Source organism: Mycobacterium paraterrae (assembly GCF_022430545.2).
In the GTDB taxonomy this organism is placed as follows: domain Bacteria; phylum Actinomycetota; class Actinomycetes; order Mycobacteriales; family Mycobacteriaceae; genus Mycobacterium; species Mycobacterium paraterrae.
On record NZ_CP092488.2, the window covers coordinates 1,379,331 to 1,399,670 of the forward strand.

18 protein-coding genes and 1 pseudogene are annotated in these 20,340 nt (G+C 63.7%); 13 read left to right on the forward strand and 6 right to left on the reverse strand.

Translation table 11 applies throughout. The features are described from left to right. Positions 1-117: 117 nt before the first annotated feature. From mftA to MKK62_RS06630, 6 genes and pseudogenes are all read left to right on the forward strand, one after another. The gene (mftA, locus tag MKK62_RS06605; RefSeq protein ID WP_240261817.1) at positions 118-207 is read left to right on the forward strand and encodes a mycofactocin precursor MftA; all 90 of its coding nucleotides are present in this window, start codon (positions 118-120) and stop codon (positions 205-207) included. Beyond that, positions 192-494: a mycofactocin biosynthesis chaperone MftB gene (mftB, locus tag MKK62_RS06610; protein WP_240261816.1), complete on the forward strand. Its 303-nt coding sequence runs from the start codon at positions 192-194 to the stop codon at positions 492-494. The genes mftA and mftB overlap by 16 nt, the downstream gene beginning before the upstream one ends. Beyond that, positions 491-1,705 (forward strand): mycofactocin radical SAM maturase, encoded by a 1,215-nt coding sequence (gene mftC, locus MKK62_RS06615; protein ID WP_240261815.1) that lies wholly within the window; start codon positions 491-493, stop codon positions 1,703-1,705. The genes mftB and mftC overlap by 4 nt, the downstream gene beginning before the upstream one ends. A gap of 2 nt (positions 1,706-1,707) precedes the next feature. Continuing rightward, on the forward strand, positions 1,708-2,895 hold the full coding sequence (gene mftD / locus MKK62_RS06620; protein ID WP_240261814.1) for a pre-mycofactocin synthase MftD: 1,188 nt from the start codon (positions 1,708-1,710) through the stop codon (positions 2,893-2,895). A 158-nt stretch (positions 2,896-3,053) separates the two neighbouring features. Beyond that, positions 3,054-4,460 (forward strand): annotated as a pseudogene (locus MKK62_RS06625) (aldehyde dehydrogenase family protein). A gap of 526 nt (positions 4,461-4,986) precedes the next feature. After that, complete coding sequence (locus MKK62_RS06630) at positions 4,987-6,495, forward strand: carboxylesterase/lipase family protein (RefSeq protein WP_240261813.1); 1,509 nt, start codon at positions 4,987-4,989, stop codon at positions 6,493-6,495. 334 nt (positions 6,496-6,829) lie between these two features. Here MKK62_RS06630 and MKK62_RS06635 read toward each other — a convergent pair whose 3' ends face one another. Both MKK62_RS06635 and MKK62_RS06640 read right to left on the reverse strand, forming a co-directional pair. Further along, positions 6,830-7,564, reverse strand: coding sequence for an SDR family NAD(P)-dependent oxidoreductase (locus MKK62_RS06635; protein ID WP_240261812.1), 735 nt, complete (start codon positions 7,562-7,564; stop codon positions 6,830-6,832). Positions 7,565-7,575: 11 nt separating this feature from the next. After that, the gene (locus MKK62_RS06640; protein WP_240261811.1) at positions 7,576-8,373 is read right to left on the reverse strand and encodes an enoyl-CoA hydratase-related protein; all 798 of its coding nucleotides are present in this window, start codon (positions 8,371-8,373) and stop codon (positions 7,576-7,578) included. 235 nt (positions 8,374-8,608) lie between these two features. On the opposite strand from MKK62_RS06640, the gene MKK62_RS06645 reads away from it, so the two are divergent. Further along, positions 8,609-9,271, forward strand: coding sequence for a TetR/AcrR family transcriptional regulator (locus MKK62_RS06645; protein WP_240261810.1), 663 nt, complete (start codon positions 8,609-8,611; stop codon positions 9,269-9,271). 288 nt (positions 9,272-9,559) lie between these two features. Further along, positions 9,560-9,685 carry a hypothetical protein gene (locus tag MKK62_RS06650; protein ID WP_260060472.1) on the forward strand — a complete coding sequence of 42 codons (126 nt, stop codon included), beginning with the start codon at positions 9,560-9,562 and terminating at the stop codon, positions 9,683-9,685. Positions 9,686-9,808: 123 nt separating this feature from the next. Here the strand turns inward: MKK62_RS06650 and MKK62_RS06655 are convergent, their stop codons facing one another. Then, a complete protein-coding gene (locus tag MKK62_RS06655; RefSeq protein ID WP_240261809.1) occupies positions 9,809-10,954 on the reverse strand; it encodes an acyl-CoA dehydrogenase family protein in 1,146 nt (381 codons plus the stop codon). A gap of 146 nt (positions 10,955-11,100) precedes the next feature. Here MKK62_RS06655 and MKK62_RS06660 point away from each other — a divergent pair, with 146 nt between their 5' ends. The 5 genes from MKK62_RS06660 to MKK62_RS06680 all read left to right on the forward strand — a co-directional run bounded on the left by MKK62_RS06660 (position 11,101) and on the right by MKK62_RS06680 (position 16,576). Next, a complete protein-coding gene (locus tag MKK62_RS06660; protein WP_240261808.1) occupies positions 11,101-11,808 on the forward strand; it encodes a TetR/AcrR family transcriptional regulator in 708 nt (235 codons plus the stop codon). A gap of 565 nt (positions 11,809-12,373) precedes the next feature. Beyond that, positions 12,374-13,141, forward strand: a complete 768-nt coding sequence (locus MKK62_RS06665; protein ID WP_240261807.1) for an enoyl-CoA hydratase/isomerase family protein — start codon at positions 12,374-12,376, stop codon at positions 13,139-13,141. Positions 13,142-13,143: 2 nt separating this feature from the next. Further along, positions 13,144-13,956 (forward strand): TIGR03084 family metal-binding protein, encoded by an 813-nt coding sequence (locus tag MKK62_RS06670; RefSeq protein WP_240261806.1) that lies wholly within the window; start codon positions 13,144-13,146, stop codon positions 13,954-13,956. Between the two features lie 65 nt (positions 13,957-14,021). Further along, positions 14,022-15,689 carry an acyclic terpene utilization AtuA family protein gene (locus MKK62_RS06675; protein WP_434085075.1) on the forward strand — a complete coding sequence of 556 codons (1,668 nt, stop codon included), beginning with the start codon at positions 14,022-14,024 and terminating at the stop codon, positions 15,687-15,689. Positions 15,690-15,745: 56 nt separating this feature from the next. Continuing rightward, the gene (locus tag MKK62_RS06680) at positions 15,746-16,576 is read left to right on the forward strand and encodes an SDR family NAD(P)-dependent oxidoreductase (protein WP_240261804.1); all 831 of its coding nucleotides are present in this window, start codon (positions 15,746-15,748) and stop codon (positions 16,574-16,576) included. 66 nt (positions 16,577-16,642) lie between these two features. Here the strand turns inward: MKK62_RS06680 and MKK62_RS06685 are convergent, their stop codons facing one another. From MKK62_RS06685 to MKK62_RS06695, 3 genes are all read right to left on the reverse strand, one after another. After that, the gene (locus MKK62_RS06685; RefSeq protein ID WP_240261803.1) at positions 16,643-18,232 is read right to left on the reverse strand and encodes a flavin-containing monooxygenase; all 1,590 of its coding nucleotides are present in this window, start codon (positions 18,230-18,232) and stop codon (positions 16,643-16,645) included. A 64-nt stretch (positions 18,233-18,296) separates the two neighbouring features. Beyond that, positions 18,297-19,196: an alpha/beta hydrolase gene (locus MKK62_RS06690; RefSeq protein WP_240261802.1), complete on the reverse strand. Its 900-nt coding sequence runs from the start codon at positions 19,194-19,196 to the stop codon at positions 18,297-18,299. Between the two features lie 557 nt (positions 19,197-19,753). Further along, a complete protein-coding gene (locus MKK62_RS06695) occupies positions 19,754-20,329 on the reverse strand; it encodes a carboxymuconolactone decarboxylase family protein (RefSeq protein WP_434085030.1) in 576 nt (191 codons plus the stop codon). Positions 20,330-20,340: the final 11 nt, after the last annotated feature.

A 20,340-nucleotide genomic window follows, 5' to 3' on the forward strand; every position in this document is an offset into this window, starting at 1 on the left:
AGGCCCTCCGGGCACTTTTGAACCCAATTTTGAATCACTCTTCCGTTTCACCACCCGCTGCCATAGTGTCGCTCTGACGACGACAGTGGAGACCTTGATCACACTAAGGAGTTTCGGATGGACGACGACCCGCAGCCCGAGACCGAGCTAGTCACCGAGACCCTTGTCGAGGCGGTGTCGATCGACGGGATGTGCGGGGTCTACTGACAGTGCCGTCGCCCGCACAGGATCTCGTCGGAGCCTGGCGGCTACATCCGCAGGTCGCCGTTCGACCCGAACCGTTTGGAGCGCTGCTCTACCACTTCGGGACACGAAAGCTGTCGTTCCTCAAGAACCGCACCATCGTCGCAATCGTCCAATCTCTGGGTGAGTATCCCGACCTTCGGTCCGCCTGCCGGGCAGCTGCAATAGATGCCACTCAGGAAGCGCCGTACTTACACGCCCTTGGTGTGCTCATCGACTCCAATATTCTCGTCCCTGAAGGTGATGCATGACAACGGTCGCACCGGTTCCCCGTCTGACCGAGCAGTTCGAAAAGGGGCTCGACGCACCAATATGCCTTACTTGGGAGCTCACCTACGCGTGCAACCTGGCATGCGTGCATTGTCTGTCAGCCTCCGGCAAGCGCGATCCTCGCGAGCTTTCCACTCAGCAGTGCAAGGACATCATCGACGAGCTCGAACGCATGCAAGTGTTCTACGTCAACATCGGCGGCGGCGAGCCGACGGTGCGTCCCGACTTCTGGGAGCTGGTCGACTACGCCACGGAACATCATGTGGGCGTGAAGTTCTCGACCAACGGCGTGCGGATCGACCGAAAGATCGCAGCCAAGCTCGCCGCCAGCGACTACGTCGACGTGCAGATTTCCTTGGACGGTGCGACCGCCGAGGTCAACGACGCCGTGCGCGGTAAGGGCTCGTTCGCGATGGCGATCAAGGCCTTGGACAACCTGGCTGCCGAGGGCTTCCAGGATGCCAAGATCTCCGTCGTCGTCACCCGTCACAACGTCGGTCAGCTCGACGACTTCAAGGTACTCGCCGACACGTACGGGGCGACGCTGCGCATCACCCGTCTGCGCCCGTCGGGTCGCGGCGCCGACGTGTGGGACGAGTTGCACCCCACCTCCGAGCAGCAGGTGCAGCTCTACGATTGGCTGGTCGCTCATGGCGAGGGCGTTCTCACCGGCGATAGTTTCTTCCACCTGTCGGGCCTGGGTGCTCCTGGCGCGCTGGCCGGACTGAACCTGTGCGGCGCCGGGCGAGTGGTTTGTCTCATTGACCCCATCGGTGACGTCTACGCCTGCCCGTTTGCCATCCACGACCGATTCCTGGCTGGAAATGTGTTGTCCGACGGCGGGTTCGACGCGGTGTGGAAGTATGCGCCGCTGTTCCGCGAGCTGCGCGAGCCACAATCGGCTGGGGCTTGCGATGGCTGCGGTCACTTCGATGCCTGCCGAGGCGGTTGCATGGCCGCCAAGTTCTTCACCGGTCTGCCACTTGACGGACCCGACCCGGAGTGTGTCATCGGCCACGGCGAGAGCGCACTGGCCGCAGTACGGGAAAAACCCCGCCCCTGCGGGGATCACTCGCGCAGCGCTCCCCGCAAGCAGGTAGCCCCGGTGGCACTGACTCTGTCGCTGCGTCCACCCACCGTACTCACCCCGGCAACAACGCCTGTTCGCTACTGCAACGAAAGTCCTGTTTGATCGTGGCTCGCGACGCGTGGTTCGAAACAGTCACCATCGCCCAGCAGAGGGCGAAGAAGCGGCTGCCGAAGTCCGTCTACTCCTCGCTGATCTCGGCGAGCGAGAAGGGCGTGACCGTCACCGACAACGTCGAGTCATTCAGTGAGCTCGGCTTCGCACCGCATGTCATCGGAGCGCTGGAGAAGCGCGATTTAGCGACGACGGTTATGGGGCAGGACATCGCGCTGCCGGTGCTCATATCGCCCACCGGCGTACAAGCCGTCCACCCCGACGGGGAGGTTGCGGTGGCCAGGGCGGCCGCCGCCCGCGGTACGGCGATGGGCCTGTCATCGTTCGCTAGCAAGCCGATCGAAGACGTCATCGCCGCCAACGACAAACTGTTCTTCCAGGTGTACTGGCTCGGTGGCCGCGACGCGATCGCCCAACGCGTGCAGCGCGCCAAGGATGCAGGGGCCGTGGGGCTGATCGTGACGACCGACTGGAGCTTCTCCCACGGTCGTGACTGGGGCAGCCCCAAGATCCCTGAACAGATGGATCTCAAGACCATGCTCAGGATGGCTCCCGAGGTGCTGACGAAACCGCGCTGGCTCTGGAGCTTTGGCAAGACCGTCAGCCCGCCCAACCTGCGGGTTCCCAACCAGGGCCCCAAGGGTGAGCTCGGTCCACCATTCTTCGGCGTCTACGGCGAATGGATGGGCACTTCGCCTCCCACGTGGGAGGACATGGCATGGCTGCGCGAACTCTGGGGTGGGCCGTTCATGATGAAGGGCATCATCCGCGTCGATGACGCCAAACGTGCTGTAGACATTGGCGTTTCGGCAATCTCCGTGTCCAACCACGGCGGCAACAACCTGGACGGGACACCAGCGGCCATCCGCGCGCTCCCCGCGATCGCCGACGCCGTCGGAAGCGACGTCGAGGTCTTGTTGGACGGCGGCATCCGCCGAGGCAGCGACGTCGTCAAGGCGATCGCACTTGGCGCCCGTGCTGTCATGATCGGCCGCGCTTACCTGTGGGGGCTGGCGGCCGAGGGACAGTCGGGCGTCGAGAACGTCCTCGACATCCTGCGCAGCGGAATCGACTCGGCGTTGATGGGCCTCGGCAAGGCGTCGACCCGTGATCTCGCGCCGGACGACATCTTGATTCCTGACGGCTTCACTCGAGCGTTGGGAGTGCCGCCAGTGTCATGACACGGCACCTCAGTGCGTTCGATCGGTTGACCGGTTACGGACGGTTCACTGTCTGGCCAGAGGTCGGGTAGCCGCAGCCACTGAGCTCGGCGAATCTGTGGCCACGAACCGGACTGCTGGTTAACATCGTGATATCCACCGGGTCAGGAAGGACCCCCATGACCGCAGAAGCGACTTCCCCACCCACCCCGTCCGTCGACGCCGCGGACATTCCGACGATCGTCGCCAGGCTCCGCAAGACGTTTGCCACCGGCCGCACCCGCGACGTGGCATGGCGGAAACGCCAGCTGGAGGGGTTGCACCGGCTCATCGTCGACAACGAACCCGCCATCGCGGCAGCACTGGACCAGGATCTTGGTCGGAAGCCGTTCGAGGCGTGGTTGGCCGACATCGCCAGCCCTGCAGGTGAAGCCGCGGATGCCGCGAAGAACGTCGCGAAGTGGACCAAGCGCAAGCATCGACTATTGGAGATGGCGCAGTTGCCCGGCCGCGCCTGGATTGAGTACGAGCCGTTCGGCACGGTGCTCGTCATCGGTGCGTGGAACTTCCCCTTCGCGCTGACGTTGGGCCCCGCGGTGGGCGCTATCGCCGCGGGAAACACCGTCGTCCTCAAACCGTCCGAGGTGTCGCCAGCGTCGTCGGCGCTCATGGCCGATCTGGTGCCGCGATACCTCGACCCGACCGCCATCACCGTCGTCGAAGGGGACGCCACGGTGAGCCAGGAACTCATCGCGCAAGGCTTCGACAAACTGTGCTTCACAGGCGGCACCGAGATCGGGCGCAAGGTCTACGAAGGGGCAGCGACACACCTCACGCCGGTCACGCTCGAATAGGGCGGCAAGAGCCCCGTCATCGTCGCAGCGGACGCCGACATTGCCGTAGCCGCCAAACGTATCGCCTGGACCAAGCTGATCAACTCCGGTCAAATTTGCATCGCGCCCGACTACGTGCTGGCCGATGCCTCCATTCGCGACGAACTGGTCCGCAGGATCGGCGAAGCCGTCGTCAGCTTCGAGGCGGGTAGTACCGGTAAGCGCATCGTCAACGAACGCCACTTCGACAGGCTGACCGCGGCACTGGCGGCCACCAAGGGAACGGTTGCCGTCGGCGGGGGCTCGAACGCTGCTGCCGTCGAGATCGAGCCCACCGTCGTCGTGGACCCTGCAGTGGACGAGCCACTGATGATCGATCAGATCTTCGGACCGATCCTGCCGATCGTCACCGTCCAATCTCTGGACCAGGCAATCGAATTCGTGAACTCCCGGCCCAAACCGCTGGCGGCCTACCTATTCACCAAAGGCAAGGCTGTCCGCGAGCGCGTGATCAAGGAAGTGTCGGCAGGCGGAATGCTGGTGAATCATCTGCTGTTCCAGTTCACCACTACAAAGCTGCCATTCGGCGGCGTTGGCCCCTCAGGGATGGGTGCGTACCACGGCAGATTCGGGTTCGAGGAGTTCAGCCACCGCAAGTCGGTGCTGACCAAGCCCACCCGACCCGATCTGACCGCCATCATCTACCCGCCGTACACGGATAGGGCGTGGAAGCTGGCGCGCAAGCTCTTCTGATTAAGCGAGCCACCCACCGCCCCACGCAACCGTCGAGTGATCACAGATGGCCAAGCGCGAAGCCGGCTAGGGCCAGCCCGACGCTCTTCGCTTTCGAGGTGGCGCCGTCATCCCGCAACCGCCCGCGGAAGCTCGCCATAGGACTGTCCGCCAGCGTGATTCGCTTCGTCACGTTATGCGGGAGCGGTGCGAGATACGCCCGTCGATAGCCGGCGATCCGATGTCACTTCAAGTCTGTTGCCATCGCCGCTCCGCGCACGTACGACGTAAGCACCGCAATGATCACACTGTCCCGGTCCCCGGCACCCACGTCGATGCACAGTTGCGTGGTGAGTTCAGCCAGCGGAGGGTGGGCCGCTTGTGTGGGCAGCGGTCATCGCGCGTGTTCCTCCTTTGCTCAAGTGACTTGAACCGCCCCCGGTGAATCACGCGATGACCCTAGGCACTCGGCTGAACGCAACCCGAGGAGCCTCCTCCTCGAATCACTTCCACACCGAAGTGAATACCTGTTCGCTATTGTCGAGAAATGGCAGCCAGGACGGTCAGCACGAACATTGCCTCGGGCGCCATCGAAGGTTTCACGCGCGACGGAGTCACCCGTTGGCGCTCCATCCCCTATGCGAAGCCGCCGGTCGGCGCATTGCGGTTCAAAGCCCCCCAGCGTGTCGAACCATGGGCCGGAATACGACCCTGTTACCGATTCCGCTACTGCGCTCCACAGCCGCGCCGATATACGATCCTCGGCCCGGGCAGATTCCAGCCTACGAGCGAGGATTGCCTTACCGTCAATGTCGTTGCACCTGAGGGTGACTTCGACCGGCCTTTGCCAGTGATGTTCTTCATTCACGGCGGCGCTTACTTCCTGGGCAGTTCCGCAACGCCGATCTATGACGGAGCGTCCCTCGCCCGCAGAGGTTGCGTGTACTTATCGGCGAATTACCGCCTGGGCGCATTGGGTGCTGTCGACCTGTCGTCACTGTCTACCGACGACATCCGCATCGACGACAACCTGTACCTGCGCGACCTGGTATCAGCGCTCACATGGGTGAGCGAGAACATCGCGGCATTTGGCGGCGATCCCGATAACGTGACGATATTCGGGGAGAGCGCAGGAGCGCACGCTGTCGCCACATTGATGGCTGTGCCAGCGGCCAAAGGCCTTTTTGCACAGGCTATTTCACAAAGCCCAGCGGGCGGACTGTTCCGTTCGAAGGAGTTGGCAACGGAGTTTGCCGTCAAGTTCGCATCCACTTTCGGCGCCTCCAAGAAGGACGCCGCGCGCCTATTGTTGAAGGCACGTCCAGCCGAGCTGGTGAAGGCATTCGATCGCTTGATCGCCGTGAGTGCTGCGGACTTGGCGGGCGGTTACCCTGTGGGATCCACCTCGGGAACCGACTATCTCCCGCTCGATCCCATTCAAGCCATGTTGGACGGTAAGGCGCACCGCCTGCCACTCATCGTAGGCACGAATGCGGACGAGGGCCGTTTATTCACCCGGTTTCTCAAACTTCTTCCAACGGACCAAGCGAAGATCGAGCATCTACTAGCGGGGGCCGAACCCACTGACCGCCAACGTATTACGTCCGCCTATCCCGAGTATCCGGCCCCGGCAGCCTGTATCCAACTAGGAGGCGACTTCGCTTTCGGCTCGGCACTGTGGCAGATCGCCGAATCCCACGGTCGATACGCCCCTACCTACCTGTATCGCTACGACTACGCCCCCCGGACATTGCAGTGGTCAGGCCTGGGTGCAACCCATGCGACGGAGCTTCTTGCCGTATTCGACGTCTACCGCACGCATTTCGGACGGCTTCTCAGCGCCGGATCCGACCACCGGTCGGCCGTGCGCGTGAGCGACGACATGCAAGGCCGATGGGTTGCGTTCGCCGGCCACGGAGTCCCAGGAAAGGGCTGGCCGTCTTACACCCACGACTCCCGCGCGGTAATGGTCTTCGACCAGACCTCACGCGTGGAGAACGATCCCCACGCCACCCGCCGCCAGGCCTGGGAAGGGTTCAACGCCCTTGCCCGCTGACGGGTAGCGCCCAGGGTAACCCGAGGCCTTACGCTAGCCGCCTCAGGCTCGCTCAGGTGTCTTCGACGACGGTGCCCAGATAGCTATAGTCGATTACGCCCGGGCCGCCGTACATCGACAGGTCCAGGTAAACCCCAGCTCGCAGCTTTCGTGGTTCGGGGTGATCCTGTCCCGAACGAAGTCACGGACGAAATGCTGAAACTGCAAGTCCTCCGAGTTGTACCCAGCGCCAACGGTATGCCCTTGCCAAAGCTGGTCGTCCGCCGGCGCTATCAAGATGGAAAGCCAGGAAACCTTGTACGTTGACCATCGCCGCCAGCTGACGCGGGCTCGTTCAGCCCGCCATAGTCAGGCCGCCGCTTACACTGATGACCTGACCGGTGATGAACGACGCAGCCTCCGAGGCAAAGAAGACAATCGGCGCAGCCACCTCCTCCGGGCGCGCCAGCCGCCGGAACGGTATCGCCTTGATCAAGGCTTCTTGCAGCCTCTCGGCCTGAGCATGAAACAACGGAGTGTCGGTAGGACCCGGGCACACGCAGTTAACGTTGATCCCATGCCTGGCCATCTCGCGAGCAAGAGACTTGGTCAGCGCGATGACGCCGCCCTTGGCACCGGCATAGATGCTTTCCCCGGAACTACCTACCCGCCCAGCGTCACTGGCGACGTTGACCACCCGGCCACCGTTTCCCGCCTCGATCATCCCCGGCAGAAATGCGCTACACATGTGCACGGGGCCGAGGTAGTTGATGCCCACCACCCGTTCAGCAAATTCCGTGCTGGCGTTGAGGAATCCCTCGGTTCGATCCCATCCGGCAGCATTCACCAGGACGTTCGGGACACCCACGGCGGAATGCACCTGCAGGCGAAGCTGATCGACCATCTTGCGGTCCGCGATGTCTACCAACATCGCGGATATCGATTCGGGGAGGCATTCGGCCGTGCGGTTTGCGGCGTCCAGATCGAGGTCGGCTGCGACCACCTTGTCGCCTTGCCGCGCAAACGCCAGCGCCACGGCCTTGCCAATCCCGGATCCGGCTCCGGTGACGACGACGATGTTGTCTGTCATGTCTGACGCCCTCATGCCTTGACGTACTTGGCGAAGTCAGGACGACGCTTCTCGGTGAAAGCTGTCGCACCCTCCAAACCTTCGGGCGTGTGCGAATACAGATCGAGCGCGGACATGGCCAGGTTGCTGAGGCCCGCCTGGTGATCGGTGTCGGCGTTGAACGATTGCTTGAGGAATCGAATGGCGGTCGGACTCTTTTCGGCGATCTCCGCAGCCACCGCCCTGGCCTCATCCAACACTTTGCCTGCAGGGACCACCCAGTTCACCAGGCCCCACCGTTCGGCGGTGTCCGCGTCGACTTGGCGGCATAGATACCACATCTCTCGGGCGCGCTTCTCGCCGACGACCCGTGCCAGGAAGGCTGACCCGAAGCCGGCATCGAAGGAACCTACACGTGGTCCGGCCTGGCCGAACTTGGCGTTGTCTGCGGCAATGGTTAGGTCGCAAAGCACGTGCAGCACGTGGCCCCCACCGATGGCGAGTCCATTGACCGCGGCGATGACGGGTTTCGGTACGTCACGAATGAGCTTGTGCAGGTTGCCAATCTCGAACATGCCACTCTCGGTCGGCCCGTAGTCGCCGGTCTCGGCGCGTTGCTTGACGTCGCCGCCAGTGCAAAAGGCTTTCTCCCCCGCCCCAGTGAGGACGATCGCTTGCACGGCATTGTCCGCCCAGGCGCGACGAAATGCCTTGATGAGTTCCTCGACGGTCTTGCCGCGGAATGCGTTGTAGCGGTGGGGGCGGTCGATCGTCACGATCGCCGCGTGTCCTTCGACCTCGTAACGGATATCGTCGTACTGCTCAGTCATTGCCTCTCCTCTTCAGCAATCTCGCCGGTAAGCTGTTCCTCGTGAATGTAAATTCACATGTGCTGAACGTAGGGCGATCGACGATCGCCGTCAACACGCCGCCAATGCGTCCGGAGCCCGGGGTTTTCGTATCCAAGCCCGCTTGCATGCCCTCCTCAGCTGGTGGGGAGATGTTAACGTTCAATAGTGTCCTGTTGGGTTCAGAGCACCTCCGTCGAAGGCGGAAGTGGTAGCGATGACTAAACCGGTCGTCGCCAGACAAAATCGGGTCGGTGGCGAGCGCCGTGAGCGCATTCTCACCTCGGCAGCAGAATTGATTGCCGAGCGCGGCTACCATGCCGTTTCGATGGCCGATATCGGGGTTGCTTCCGGTGTAGTCGGGCCGGCCATATACCGCCACTTCGACAGCAAGGGCGGCTTGCTCGCAGCCTTGTTCGAACGTGTCGTGGACAGCCTGCTGCAGCGTGCAACGATGATCGTCGAGCAGTCGCGCGACGAGGTGGAAGCGCTAACCGGGCTGGTAGCCGACCAAGTCGCGTTAGTGATGGACCAGCGGGAGTTGGCCATCGTGTACTACCGGGAAGTACACAATCTGCCCGATCAGCAGCAGAGCAGGCTGCGCCGAAAGCAACGGCTCTACCTTGAAGAGTGGGTTCACCTCGTTGATGAATTACGCCCTGACATTGACGAAATAGAGATTCGCGCGCTGGTTCACGGCGCGATTGGCGCCATCCAGTCGATCCTGCACTATCGCGGCACTGGCCTCGCTCCCGAGCTGACCTCGGAGCTAATTGCGTCAATGGGTCACGCCGTGCTCGGCGTTCCCGCATCGAACCGTGAATTGGATGCCCCGGCCGCCGAGCTGTCCGGTCCCCACCGTGGCTCGCCGCGCCGGTAGACGCGTCTTTGGCGTGCCAACGATTAACGAATTCGCGGAACGGGGTCTGCTCGACGGTCTCAAGGGCAACACCCGGGACGGACGAGCGGGTGGACCTCATCGTTTGGCTTCTCGCCCAGAGCTTCACGGTCGAGTAGATCCGGTCGTCGGTTTCGACACAGCGGTTTTGCTGCAGGCCGACGCAGGCGCGATCGCGCGCAAAGGGTCTTCATTGGGATGGCTGTCAACCCGGGTTAGATCGTCGACGTCCTGCGGGCTCGCACGGAGAGGCTCGGGCAGGCTACCGAGATGATGCGCGTTTCCGTGCTCAACATGTTGCTCGTTCCTGAGGAGAACGAGATCGAGTTTGCCGAGAACTCGGAGGCATTCGCGCAACGAGCGAAGCCGCCGCGTCAAGCCCACCAGCGGGGGTGACGGCGGTCGCGGCTCGGCACCGTGTTGGTGGCGGAATCCACTCGGGCGATCGTCGAAGACACCGCAGACCTTCGGTCCGAACCTCCAGCGGTCGCCATTATGCGAAATGCACTTGATCTCTGCTCAGAGTGAGCGGGCAATGATATCCTTCATGATCTCGTTCGTCCCGCCGTAGATCTTCTGCACGCGTGCATCTGCCCACATCCTGGCAATCGGATATTCGTTGATGTAACCGTATCCTCCGTGGAGCTGCAGGCAGTTGTCGAGGGCAATCATGGCGCGCTCGGTAGTCCACCACTTCGCCATCGCGACTGTCGGGATGTCGAGTTCGCCACGCAGGTGACGGGCGACGCAGTCGTCGATGAACACACGGCCGATGTGGGCGTCGGTAGCGACCTCGGCAAGTTTGAACTTGGTGTTTTGGAAAGCGAAGACTGGCTTGCCGAACGCTTGCCGATCCTTCGTGTATTCCACGGTGAACTCGAGCGCAGTTTCCACTTGCGTCACTGCGCCCAGCGCGAGGATCAGTCGCTCCTGGGGCAGTTGCTGCATCAACTGAATGAAGCCCTGGCCTTCGGTCGTGCCGAGGAGGTTCGCAACGGGGATGTGTACGTCCTCGAAGTACAGCTCGGAGGTGTCCTGACCACGCTGCCCGACCTTGTCCAACACCCGACCCCGCCGAAACCCCGGACGGTCGCCTTCGACCAACATCAATGAGATTCCGTTCGCTCCGGCGTTCGGATCGGTCTTGGCCACCACGATGATCAGGTCGGCCTGAGCGCCGTTGGTGATGAACGTCTTGGATCCGTTCACGATGTACTCGTCGCCGACACGCACAGCCTTGGTTGTGACCGACTGCAGGTCGGAACCCGTTCCTGGCTCCGTCATTGCGATGGCCCCCACCATTTCGCCACTAGCCAGCCGAGGAAGCAAGCGTTCCTTCTGCTCATCGGTGCCGTAGTCGAGAAGATAATGGGCCACGATGCCGCTGTGCAGCGGGGCGCCCCAAGCGGTGTCGCCGACCCGGGCCTGTTCCTCGATCAAGACCGCCTCGTGAGCGAACGTTCCGCCGCCACCGCCGTACTGCTCCGGGATCGACATGCACAGCAGTCCCAACTCGCCCGCGCGAGTCCACAACTCTCGATCGACATGGTGCTGCTCGATGAAGCGGTCAATGTGCGGCGCAACCTCCTTCTCGCAGAACGCGCGCGCCGTGTTCCGCAGTGCATCGAGATCGTCGTCCATCCAGCTAGAGCGTTTGGCGGCCATTCGAACGTCCTCATTGTGTTTGCTTGCGCACCGATCCCGGTTGGGTTTCGCGTTCACGCCTTGGGTACAAGGTGTACCACGGTCCGGCCGCCGGGTACAACTCGTACCCAGAACATCTAGACACGCGGGGCGCTACGGTGAGTCTCGTGGAGGGAAGGCATTGGGTAGACACCACCGCGGCACGCCGCGCGACCAGCAGGTTGCCGGGTCGCGATCTGCGTCGCGGCCGGATCATCGAAGCGGCGCTCGCCGCCATCGAGGAGAACGGCCCCCACGCCCTCACGGGCCAAATCGCTGGCAAAGCCGGTTTGGGCCGCACGCACTTCTACCGCCACTTCGCGAGTAAGGAAGAACTCGATCTCGCCGTTGCACGCCATGTCCACCGCGAGCTCACCGCCAAGATTCGCGTCAGTCTGGACGTCACGGGATCACCGCTGGACGTGATTCGCGCACCTGTCAGCCAGCACGTCATGTGGGCCGACGATCATCCCAACCTGTATCGGTTTCTGGTCAACCGACACTATCGGCGCAGCAACGAGAAGACGGCGCCCGGCGTTAGCGCTTTCGCATCCGAACTCGCAAAGGCGGGCGCGCGTTACTTTCCACGCTACGGAGACGACGCCGGCGCCGCCGACCGCAACGTCGCCGCCATTGTGGGCCTCATCGACGCATCGGTGCTGTGGTGGCTGGACCACCGAGAGTCCACTCGCGACGACCTAGTCATTCGGTTGACCCGGCAGACGTGGTTGATCATCGACGACCGGTTACGGGAACTCGGAACCACACTCGATCCGGAAGCACCGCTGAATGGGCCCAAGCCCACACCACGCGCAAATCAAGGTGCGCCCCGTTGAACGATCGCAGACATCGTCGACAAGGCGTCAACGATGTCTGCTTTGGCGCGCCGCCCACCGACGACACGCAACAGCGCGCTAGCTTCCAATGCAAGTGAGGGTGCGGCGCCACTAGCGCGGACGACTACTCCGCGCCATCGCGGAACGATCCGGAAAACCTGCCGGCTGTTCAATAACTCGAACCCTTCGCGCGCTACGTCCGCGGCGTCTATCGGACTCTGCCCGGCGAACAGCAGCGATGCGCCCCGGTTGGCAACTCGATCGTTGACCATTTTCGTGCTCACTACGTCAGGGCAAAGCGCCTGGGCGCCACCGTCGAAGCGAGGCGGCGGCGAATTTGGGTCGATCCCGGCCGCACTCCACCATTGTCCGCCCAATTCCATCCTCTGCAACAAGGGAAAGGACGTCTGCATCCGTCAGCATCAAGACGGTTGCGGCGAAGATGCGGGAACGACGTCCTTGGATCGTCCGCCATCTGGCCATCACCGCCCTGCGCCGGTAACGTACGGCGAGTGAACCGTCCCTCACATCGGGGGTCTGGGTCAAGCGCGGACGGAGACTACTGATGAGCGACGAAGCGATCAGGTACGAGCTCGTGGACGGAGTGGCCTGGCTGACGATCAACCGGCCCGAGGCACGGAACGCGCTCAATGCGGCCGTCCGGCAGGGACTTTTCGACGCGGTCCACCACTTCAACGCCGACGACTCGGCCAAGGTCCTGGTGTTAACGGGAGCGGGCGACAAGGCCTTCTGCGCAGGCGGCGATCTCAAGGAAATGTCGGAGACGTCGCTCACTGTCCCGCCGCCGGACTTCGCCCCGCAGTTCGGGCGCAACATCGACGTCATCAAGCCGACTATCGCGGCGGTCAACGGCGTCGCCTTCGCGGGCGGGTTCCTGCTCGCCCAGCAATGCGACCTCGTCGTCGCGGCGGAGCACGCCACCTTCGCCGTCAGCGAGGTCAAGGTAGGTCGTGGCGCGCCGTGGGCAGCGCCTCTCTCGTGGTTGCTGCCGCCTCGGCTCGCGCTGCAGATCCTGATGACCGGCGACCCGATCTCTGCCGAGCGCGCCCGCGAGGTGGGCATGGTGAACGAAGTCGTACCCGCGGCGGAGCTACGGGCACGAACCCAGGCGATTGCCGTGCGAATCGCCTCCAACGCACCGCTGTCCGTGCTTGCGGCGAAGAAGACGGTGTACCTCTCGGCGCAGCACCACCTTGCCGATGCCTACGACCTCGCCGACCGGATATGGGAGCCGGTCTACTACAGCGCCGACGCGCAGGAGGGTCCCACCGCCTTTCGCGAGAAGCGGACACCAGTTTGGACGGGACGCTAGCAATGGCCGTGGCAATGGAGTCCGTCATCGCCGACATCGAAGCGGAGACCGCAGACCTGATGGCACTGATCGCCGACCTGCCCGACGGCCCGACCGGGTGGGATGCCCCCACCCCGGCCAGAGGCTGGGCGGTCCGGGATCAAATCAGCCATCTCGCGTTCTTTGACGAGGTCGCCGTTCGCTCAGCCACCGACCCCGAGGGGTTCACGGCTAAGGTGCTGTCCACGCTTGCCGACGGCCGGGTCTCTCCGGACACCATCGCCGAGCGATACCGGCCGATGCCGGCGGTGGAGTTGCTGTCCTGGTTCGATGGTGCTCGCCACGCACTCGTCGCTGCCTTTGCGAAAATAGACCCCTCGATGCGGGTGCCGTGGTTCGGCCTACCCATGAGCGCGGCTTCCTCACTCACCGCGCGGATCATGGAGACCTGGGCGCATGGCCAGGACGTCGCCGATGCCCTCGGAGCGACACGCGAACCATCGGGCAGGTTGCGCCATGTCGCACACATCGGCGTGGGGGCGAGGGCCTTCAGCTACATGGCCAACGGTCTAGAGGTGCCGACGGAGCCCGTCCGCGTCGAACTCACCGCACCGGGGGGCACGCTCTGGACATGGGGCCCAGACGACGTGCCCAACAAGGTTTCCGGCGCCGCGAACGATTTTTGCCTACTCGTGACCCAGCGACGGCATCGCGACGACACCGCACTGGAAGCCATTGGTCCGATCGCCGACGAGTGGCTCTCCATCGCGCAGGCCTTCGCGGGACCGCCCGGTGCGGGGCGTTCCGCAGGACAGTTCGACGGAGGCGCGGCGTGAGGGAACCGGTGCGGATCGGAAATTGCTCCGGTTTCTACGGTGACCGGATCGCCGCGGCAAGGGAGATGGTCGAAGGATGCGTAGGAGCCGAGGGCATCGACGTGCTCTGCGGTGACTACCTTGCCGAGTTGACGATGCTCATTCTTGCGAAGGCCCAGTCGAAGGATCCGGCGGGCGGCTTTGCTCGCACCTTCTTGACCCAGATGGAACAGGTTTTGGGCACCTGCTGCGACCGCGGTATCAAGATCGTGGCCAATGCCGGTGGGCTGAACCCGGCCGGGCTAGCCCTCAAGCTTCGCGAGCTCGCAGAACGGCTCGGCATCTCGGTTCGCGTGGCCCATATCGAGGGCGACGACCTGCGCGCCAACCTCACCGCGATCACCCCTCCGGTCGGTGAGGTAGCGCCGGTCTCGGCCAACGCATACCTCGGCGGGTGGGGTATCGCCGAAGCGTTGGGCGCCGGCGCCGACGTGGTCGTCACCGGACGCGTGACGGACGCGTCACTCGTCGTGGGGCCGGCCGCCTGGTGGCACGGATGGGGCCACACCGACTGGGACCGGCTGGCTGGTGCGGTCGTGGCTGGCCACGTCATCGAATGCGGCCCACAGGCCACGGGCGGCAACTACGCCTTCCTCGACGAGATCACCGACCGCCGCTACCCGGGATTCCCGATCGCGGAAGTCGCGGCCGATGGCTCATCGGTAATCACCAAACATGTCGATACCGGCGGGCTGGTGTCGGTAGGCACGGTCACCGCCCAGCTGCTCTACGAGATCGCCGAGCCCGCCTATCTGGGACCGGATGTGGTCACGCACTTCGACACCGTCAGTCTGACCCAACAAGCCGAGCATCGAGTGGCGATCGCCGGCACCGTCGGCAGCCCACCGCCGGAAACTCTGAAGGTGGCGCTCAACGACGTCGGGGGCTACCGGAACACAATGACGATGGTGCTCACCGGCCTTGATCTGGAGGCAAAGTCCGAGTTTGCGCAGCAGCAGCTGTTCGACGTCCTCGGCGGCCGGGACTCCTACGCCGAGGTCGACGTCCGGTTACTGCGATTCGACACCATGGACGCCCCCACCAACGACCAAGCCTGCGCGCACCTGCGGATCACGGTCAAGGACTCCGACCCGCGCAAGGTCGGCCGAGCGTTCTCAAACGGAATCATGGAGATCGCTCTGGCCGGATACGCCGGCTTCCACACCACCACACCCCCCAAGTCGGAGTCAGTCTTCGGCGTGTACCGGCCTGCGGCCGTCCTACGGTCGAGCGTGACGCAAGTCGTGGTGATGCCGGATGGTGAGCGTCTACGAATTGCAGACCCGCCGACCGGTCCCGTGCCGGCCCCGGAGGTCGCTGATCGAGCGGCCATCGCATCGCCAGCCGGGCCGACGTGCCGCGCTCCACTGGGTTCAGTGCTCGGTGCGCGCTCGGGCGACAAGGGCGGCAACGCCAACGTCGGTCTGTGGGCCCGTGCCGACGCCGGATACGCCTGGGCCCGCGAGTATCTGAGCGTCGACCGGCTGCGCGTGCTGCTAGGCCCAGAAGCGGCGCAGCTACGCATCGAGCGGTTCGAGTTGCCCAACCTACGAGCACTCAACGTCGTCAGTCATGACCTGCTGGGCCAAGGCGTAGCGTCCTCGACCCGTCTGGATGCCCAGGCGAAGGGTCTCGGAGAGTACGTGCGCTCCCGCATAGTCGACATCCCGCAGTCCCTGGTCAGCATGAGCTGACCAGCCCCACACAGGGGCTGCCGGGCGCTGCACCCAGATCAAAGGGCGGAACGAAAATGGGCAAGCTGGACGGCAAGGTCGCGCTAGTGTCGGGCTCCGGTCGAGGGATTGGGCGCGCCATCGCCGAGAAGCTCGCGAGCGACGGTGCCAAGGTCGTTGTGAACGACCTCGACCCGGATCCGGCGAAGGAGACCGTGGCCGCAGTTGAGGCCGCGGGAGGCGCCGCGGTCGCGTGTGCCGGAAGCGTGACCGAGGAAGGCTTTGCCGAGCGTTTCGTCGGCACCGCGGTCGACGCGTTTGGCGGTCTTGACATCATCGTCAACAACGCTGGCTACACCTGGGACTTTGTCATTCAGAAGATGAGCGACGACCAGTGGGATGCAATCCTCGACGTGCACCTCAAAGCGCCGTTCCGGATACTGCGTGCGGCGCAACCGATCATCAGCGCCGCGACGAAGAAGGAGAGGGCTGCTGGCATCGTCGTACCGTGTCGGAAGGTCGTCAACATCTCGTCGATCGCGGGTACCGGTGGTAACGCGGGCCAGGTCAACTATTCCTCCAGCAAAGCCGGGGTCATCGGCCTGACTAAGGCGTTGTCCAAAGAGTGGGGCCGCTACAACGTCACCGTCAACGCGGTCGCCTTCGGCTTGATCCGGACCCGATTGACCGAGGTCCCCGCCGGCGGCGACGGCAAGATTGACATCCAGGGCAGACAGCTGGCGGTCGGGGTCAATCCAGAGCTCCTGCAATCGATGGAGCACGGCATCCCCTTGGGCAGGGCGGGTACCCCGGCCGACGCAGCCGGGGCGGTCTATCTCCTGTGCATTCCCGAGTCGGACTACGTCAGCGGGCAGGTCGTGGTCTGTGGCGGCGGATTCAACGCCTGAGCTCGGCACCAACGGCGCGCCGCCCAGCGGGCGGGACTCTAGCTTGGTCCGTAGTCTGCGGCGCCCTCAGCTGAACCGAAAGCCCTGGTAGCCGGCGTCCTTGCACTCCGCGAGTGCGGCGCGATAGGCGCCCAAGCCCCCAAGGTAGAAGTAAACCGTGTTCTCCTTGCCTGGAATGTTAGCGCCGAAGATCCACGACTGAGCCTTTGGAAACAGCGTCGCGTCGGCGATCTCACGGCACGTAGCGGTCCAGTCATGCTCGGCTTCGATAGACGGTTCCACGACGGCGAGACCGGTCTGTTCCATGTGGTCGATCAAATCGGTCGACCACTGCACCTGTGTCTCGATTGACGGTGGCAGGTTGGTGAAGGGACCGTTGGGCCCGAGCACCATGAACATGTTCGGAAAGTTCGCCACCGCCATTCCGAGATAGCTGGACGGGCCGTTCTTCCAATTGTCCGACATCGTGACGCCATTTCGGCCGCGGAGGTCGAAACGCTTGTAGTTGCCGTCGACGGCATCGAATCCGGTGGCGAAGATCAGTACGTCGAGCTCGTGTTCCACTCCGTCAACGGTCCGTACGCCGAGGGGCGTGACAGCAGCGATTGGGTTTTCCTTGAGGTCCACGAGGTGGACGTTGTCACGGTTGAAGGTTGCGTAATACCCGCCATCGCACAGCGGCCGTTTGGCGTAGAGATCCCGCGGCATCAGCTTGCGGGCCGTCTCGGGATCCTCGACGATCTCGGCGATCTTGCCCTTGATGAAGTCCTGTGCGGCCTTGTTCGCGATCTCGTTGGTGGCGATGTCGGCGAAGGTCTCGAACATGAAGCGGAACCCCCCGCCCGTCTGCCACGCTCGCTCGAAGGTCGCCCGCGCCTCGTTCGGAGACACGGACTCGTAGGCAGTGGTGCTCTCCTCGAAGCCAAAAGCGACGGATGAACCGCGCACCTGCTCCCAGATGGCCTGGTAGTTCTCCTTGACGCCCGCGACGTATTCGCGAGCGACCGGCCCGTTGCCCACGGGCACGGTGAACTGGGCGGAGCGCTGGAAGGCGGTCAGGTGGTCGACCTCAGGAGCGATCGCTGTGATGACTTGGACTCCGGTGGACCCGTTTCCGATCACCCCCACCCGTTTGCCAGCCAATTCGAGGTCGGCCGGCCACCGGCCGGTATGCGCGTGCACCCCTTGGAAGGTGTCAATGCCCTCGAGATCGGGGACGTTCGTCGCCGACAGCAATCCCACCGCGGTGATGAGGTACTTCGCCGTGTGCAGTTCGCCAGCGTCGGTCTCGACATGCCAGCGGTTGTCGTTCTCATGGAAGTGCGCCGCTATCACGCCTGTGTCGAGCTGAATGTCGGGACGTAGGCTCCAACGGTCGGCCACGTGTTCGAGGTAGCTGAGTACCTGTGGCTGGGCCAGGTAACGGGTGCCGAAGTCCCACTCCTTCAGCAAGTTTTCGTCGCAGGAGTAGCAGTAGACGAACGACTCGGTATCCGAGAGTGCACCCGGGTAACGATTCCAGTACCAGGTGCCACCGACGCCACCGGCCTTGTCGAACAGACGCACGTCCAAGCCGTGCTCGTCGCGCAGCTTCTTCAGGGCGTACATCCCGCCGAAGCCCGCGCCGATGACGATCGCATCGTGGCGAGTGCTCATGTCAGTTGTTCCCTTGTTCTCTCCGTGCCCGAGTTCGCCTGTTCGACTTCCGTCGAGGGGATCCTCAGCGGAGGTACCAGCTACGAATCCTGGCGATCTCCGCGTCGGCCTCCGCGGCGCGCCCGGCGAGGCACGGAAACACGTGCTGCATGCCGTCGACGACCGAAAGCGTCACGTCGGCGCCCGCCGCCGATGCCCGGTCGGCGAGCCGGGTCGCGTCATTCAGCAGCGTTTCCCCGGCGCTGGCACTGATGTACAGGCGCGGGAAACCCGTGTAATCGGCATAGAGCGGGTTGGCCAGTGGGTCATCGGGCCTGCCCGTCTCGCCAAGGAACATCGCCGACATTCCCTCGAGAGTCTGCCGGCTCACCAGGCCGTCGGTGGCCGCGTTGGTGATCAAGCTCTCGCCGGTGAGTTCCATGTCAAGCCATGGCGAGATGGCTATCACCGCCCCGGGCAGCGGAGAGCCGTCCAGGCGGAGGTTGAGCGTGGTGGCAACGGCCAGGTTGCCGCCGGCGGAGTCGCCGGCCGTAATGATGTCGCCGGGCGCGAAGTCTCGAGCCAGCAGCGCGCGGTACACCGCGGTGGCGTCCTCGATCTGCGCGGGGAACGGATGCTCGGGTGCTCGACGGTAGTCGATGACGAACGCCGTCACACCAAGTGCCTTGGCGAGATGTGCGGCGAGCTTGCGGTGGCTGGCCGCGGATCCGACGACGAAGCCCCCACCGTGGGTGTACGAGATCACCCTTGACGTGTCCGCGCCGAGCGGAAGAGCCCAGATGCCCTCCACGCCGCCGATGAGGTCCGATCGATAGGTCACGCCTTCGGCCTCCAGGGCCGGTTGGTGCCATTCATCGAGCATGTTGCGCAACAACTCGATGGGCATCTCTGGGTTGGCGGCCATGCGGCTGGACCAGCCCCTGTAGAGGGCCTCGAGAAAGCCGGCTTCTGGAGAGACGGTCACAAGCAATGGCCTTTCGCAGGCTAGTTGGTCGGAGCCGTGACGTGACGACCCGTCACAGTGTGTCAGCGGCGCGCCACCGACGGCTGTTTCGATTTGAGACAGTTCGGCGGGCTCTATCCGGCTCCGGCAGACAGCAAGGCGACTGCCGCCCTGCTCTGCAGGTGTTCACGTCGACCGACGACGTCGAGCTTCGACACAGGTAATCGGTACGTCCCATAGAGGTAGGTGGCCATGCACTGGGGTGAACCTTCCGGTGGCGCGGCCTGCTCCGGGGCGTGGAACTCGGTAGCGCGCTGGGTTTTAGCAGCAACTCACAGCCTTCCCGAAAATGGTATACGGATCGACACCAGCGTCCTGCAGCTTGATCGCCATGCACAATCCCGACACGCCTGCACCGATGATTGCGACTTTCACGGGCCGTTGTTCTGTCATCTCTACCCCCTAAATCGAAGTGCCACTTGCTCGTATGGACAAGTCCAATTCGGCCCAATGCTGGCAAACACGCTGACCGCCCGACGCGACGACCATGATCTGAACCCCGCACCCATCGACGTGGTCTAGCCAGTGGGAGGTCGAGCACCTTCGGGGGGCCACGCGTCGATGCCATCTTCGAGCGGAACGTTCAAGGACCGCAGCAGGGCGGAGAACAGCCGCCAATTTCCGATCGCGGCGACGAGTTCGACGAGCATAGCTTCGTTCCCGCGCAATGCTCGTTGACAGGCGGTCCATGTCTCATCCGAGATCGTGCCGTCGCGCAAGGTCTCGTCGGTCGCCGCCAGTACCGCCCGCTCAACTTCGCCGAAGTGGTTGGTGTTTCGCCAGTCCCGCACCCCGAGCAGGTCATGCTCGGGCACGTCGAGCAACCGGGCAACCCTCCAGTGTTGTGTCCATTCATAGACCGAGCCAGTGACCCAGCCGATCCGCATGATGATCAGCTCGCGCAACCGCGCATCCAGCACGCCCTTCCATAGCAATGCCTCCAGCATTCCGTTCAAGGCGACCGCCACACCGGGTTGATGGAGAGCGATACGGAAAACCGACAATTCGGCCATGCCCTCCGGAATTCCGCATTCGGCGGCGCGCTGGCGCGCGTCCGCCGGACTGAGCATTTCAACCCGATTTCCCTTACTCACAATGGATCCTC

What these genes read in the sequence shown, in the direction of transcription:
- MKK62_RS06670 (WP_240261806.1), top strand. Translation starts at nt 13,144, where the DNA reads ATGGCCGTGGCAATGGAGTCCGTCATCGCCGACATCGAAGCGGAGACC.
- mftA (WP_240261817.1), top strand. Translation starts at nt 118, where the DNA reads ATGGACGACGACCCGCAGCCCGAGACCGAGCTAGTCACCGAGACCCTT.
- MKK62_RS06685 (WP_240261803.1), bottom strand. Translation starts at nt 18,232, where the DNA reads ATGAGCACTCGCCACGATGCGATCGTCATCGGCGCGGGCTTCGGCGGG.
- MKK62_RS06675 (WP_434085075.1), top strand. Translation starts at nt 14,022, where the DNA reads ATGGTCGAAGGATGCGTAGGAGCCGAGGGCATCGACGTGCTCTGCGGT.
- MKK62_RS06645 (WP_240261810.1), top strand. Translation starts at nt 8,609, where the DNA reads ATGACTAAACCGGTCGTCGCCAGACAAAATCGGGTCGGTGGCGAGCGC.
- MKK62_RS06630 (WP_240261813.1), top strand. Translation starts at nt 4,987, where the DNA reads ATGGCAGCCAGGACGGTCAGCACGAACATTGCCTCGGGCGCCATCGAA.
- mftC (WP_240261815.1), top strand. Translation starts at nt 491, where the DNA reads ATGACAACGGTCGCACCGGTTCCCCGTCTGACCGAGCAGTTCGAAAAG.
- MKK62_RS06640 (WP_240261811.1), bottom strand. Translation starts at nt 8,373, where the DNA reads ATGACTGAGCAGTACGACGATATCCGTTACGAGGTCGAAGGACACGCG.
- MKK62_RS06680 (WP_240261804.1), top strand. Translation starts at nt 15,746, where the DNA reads ATGGGCAAGCTGGACGGCAAGGTCGCGCTAGTGTCGGGCTCCGGTCGA.
- MKK62_RS06650 (WP_260060472.1), top strand. Translation starts at nt 9,560, where the DNA reads ATGATGCGCGTTTCCGTGCTCAACATGTTGCTCGTTCCTGAGGAGAAC.
- MKK62_RS06635 (WP_240261812.1), bottom strand. Translation starts at nt 7,564, where the DNA reads ATGACAGACAACATCGTCGTCGTCACCGGAGCCGGATCCGGGATTGGC.
- MKK62_RS06655 (WP_240261809.1), bottom strand. Translation starts at nt 10,954, where the DNA reads ATGGCCGCCAAACGCTCTAGCTGGATGGACGACGATCTCGATGCACTG.
- MKK62_RS06665 (WP_240261807.1), top strand. Translation starts at nt 12,374, where the DNA reads ATGAGCGACGAAGCGATCAGGTACGAGCTCGTGGACGGAGTGGCCTGG.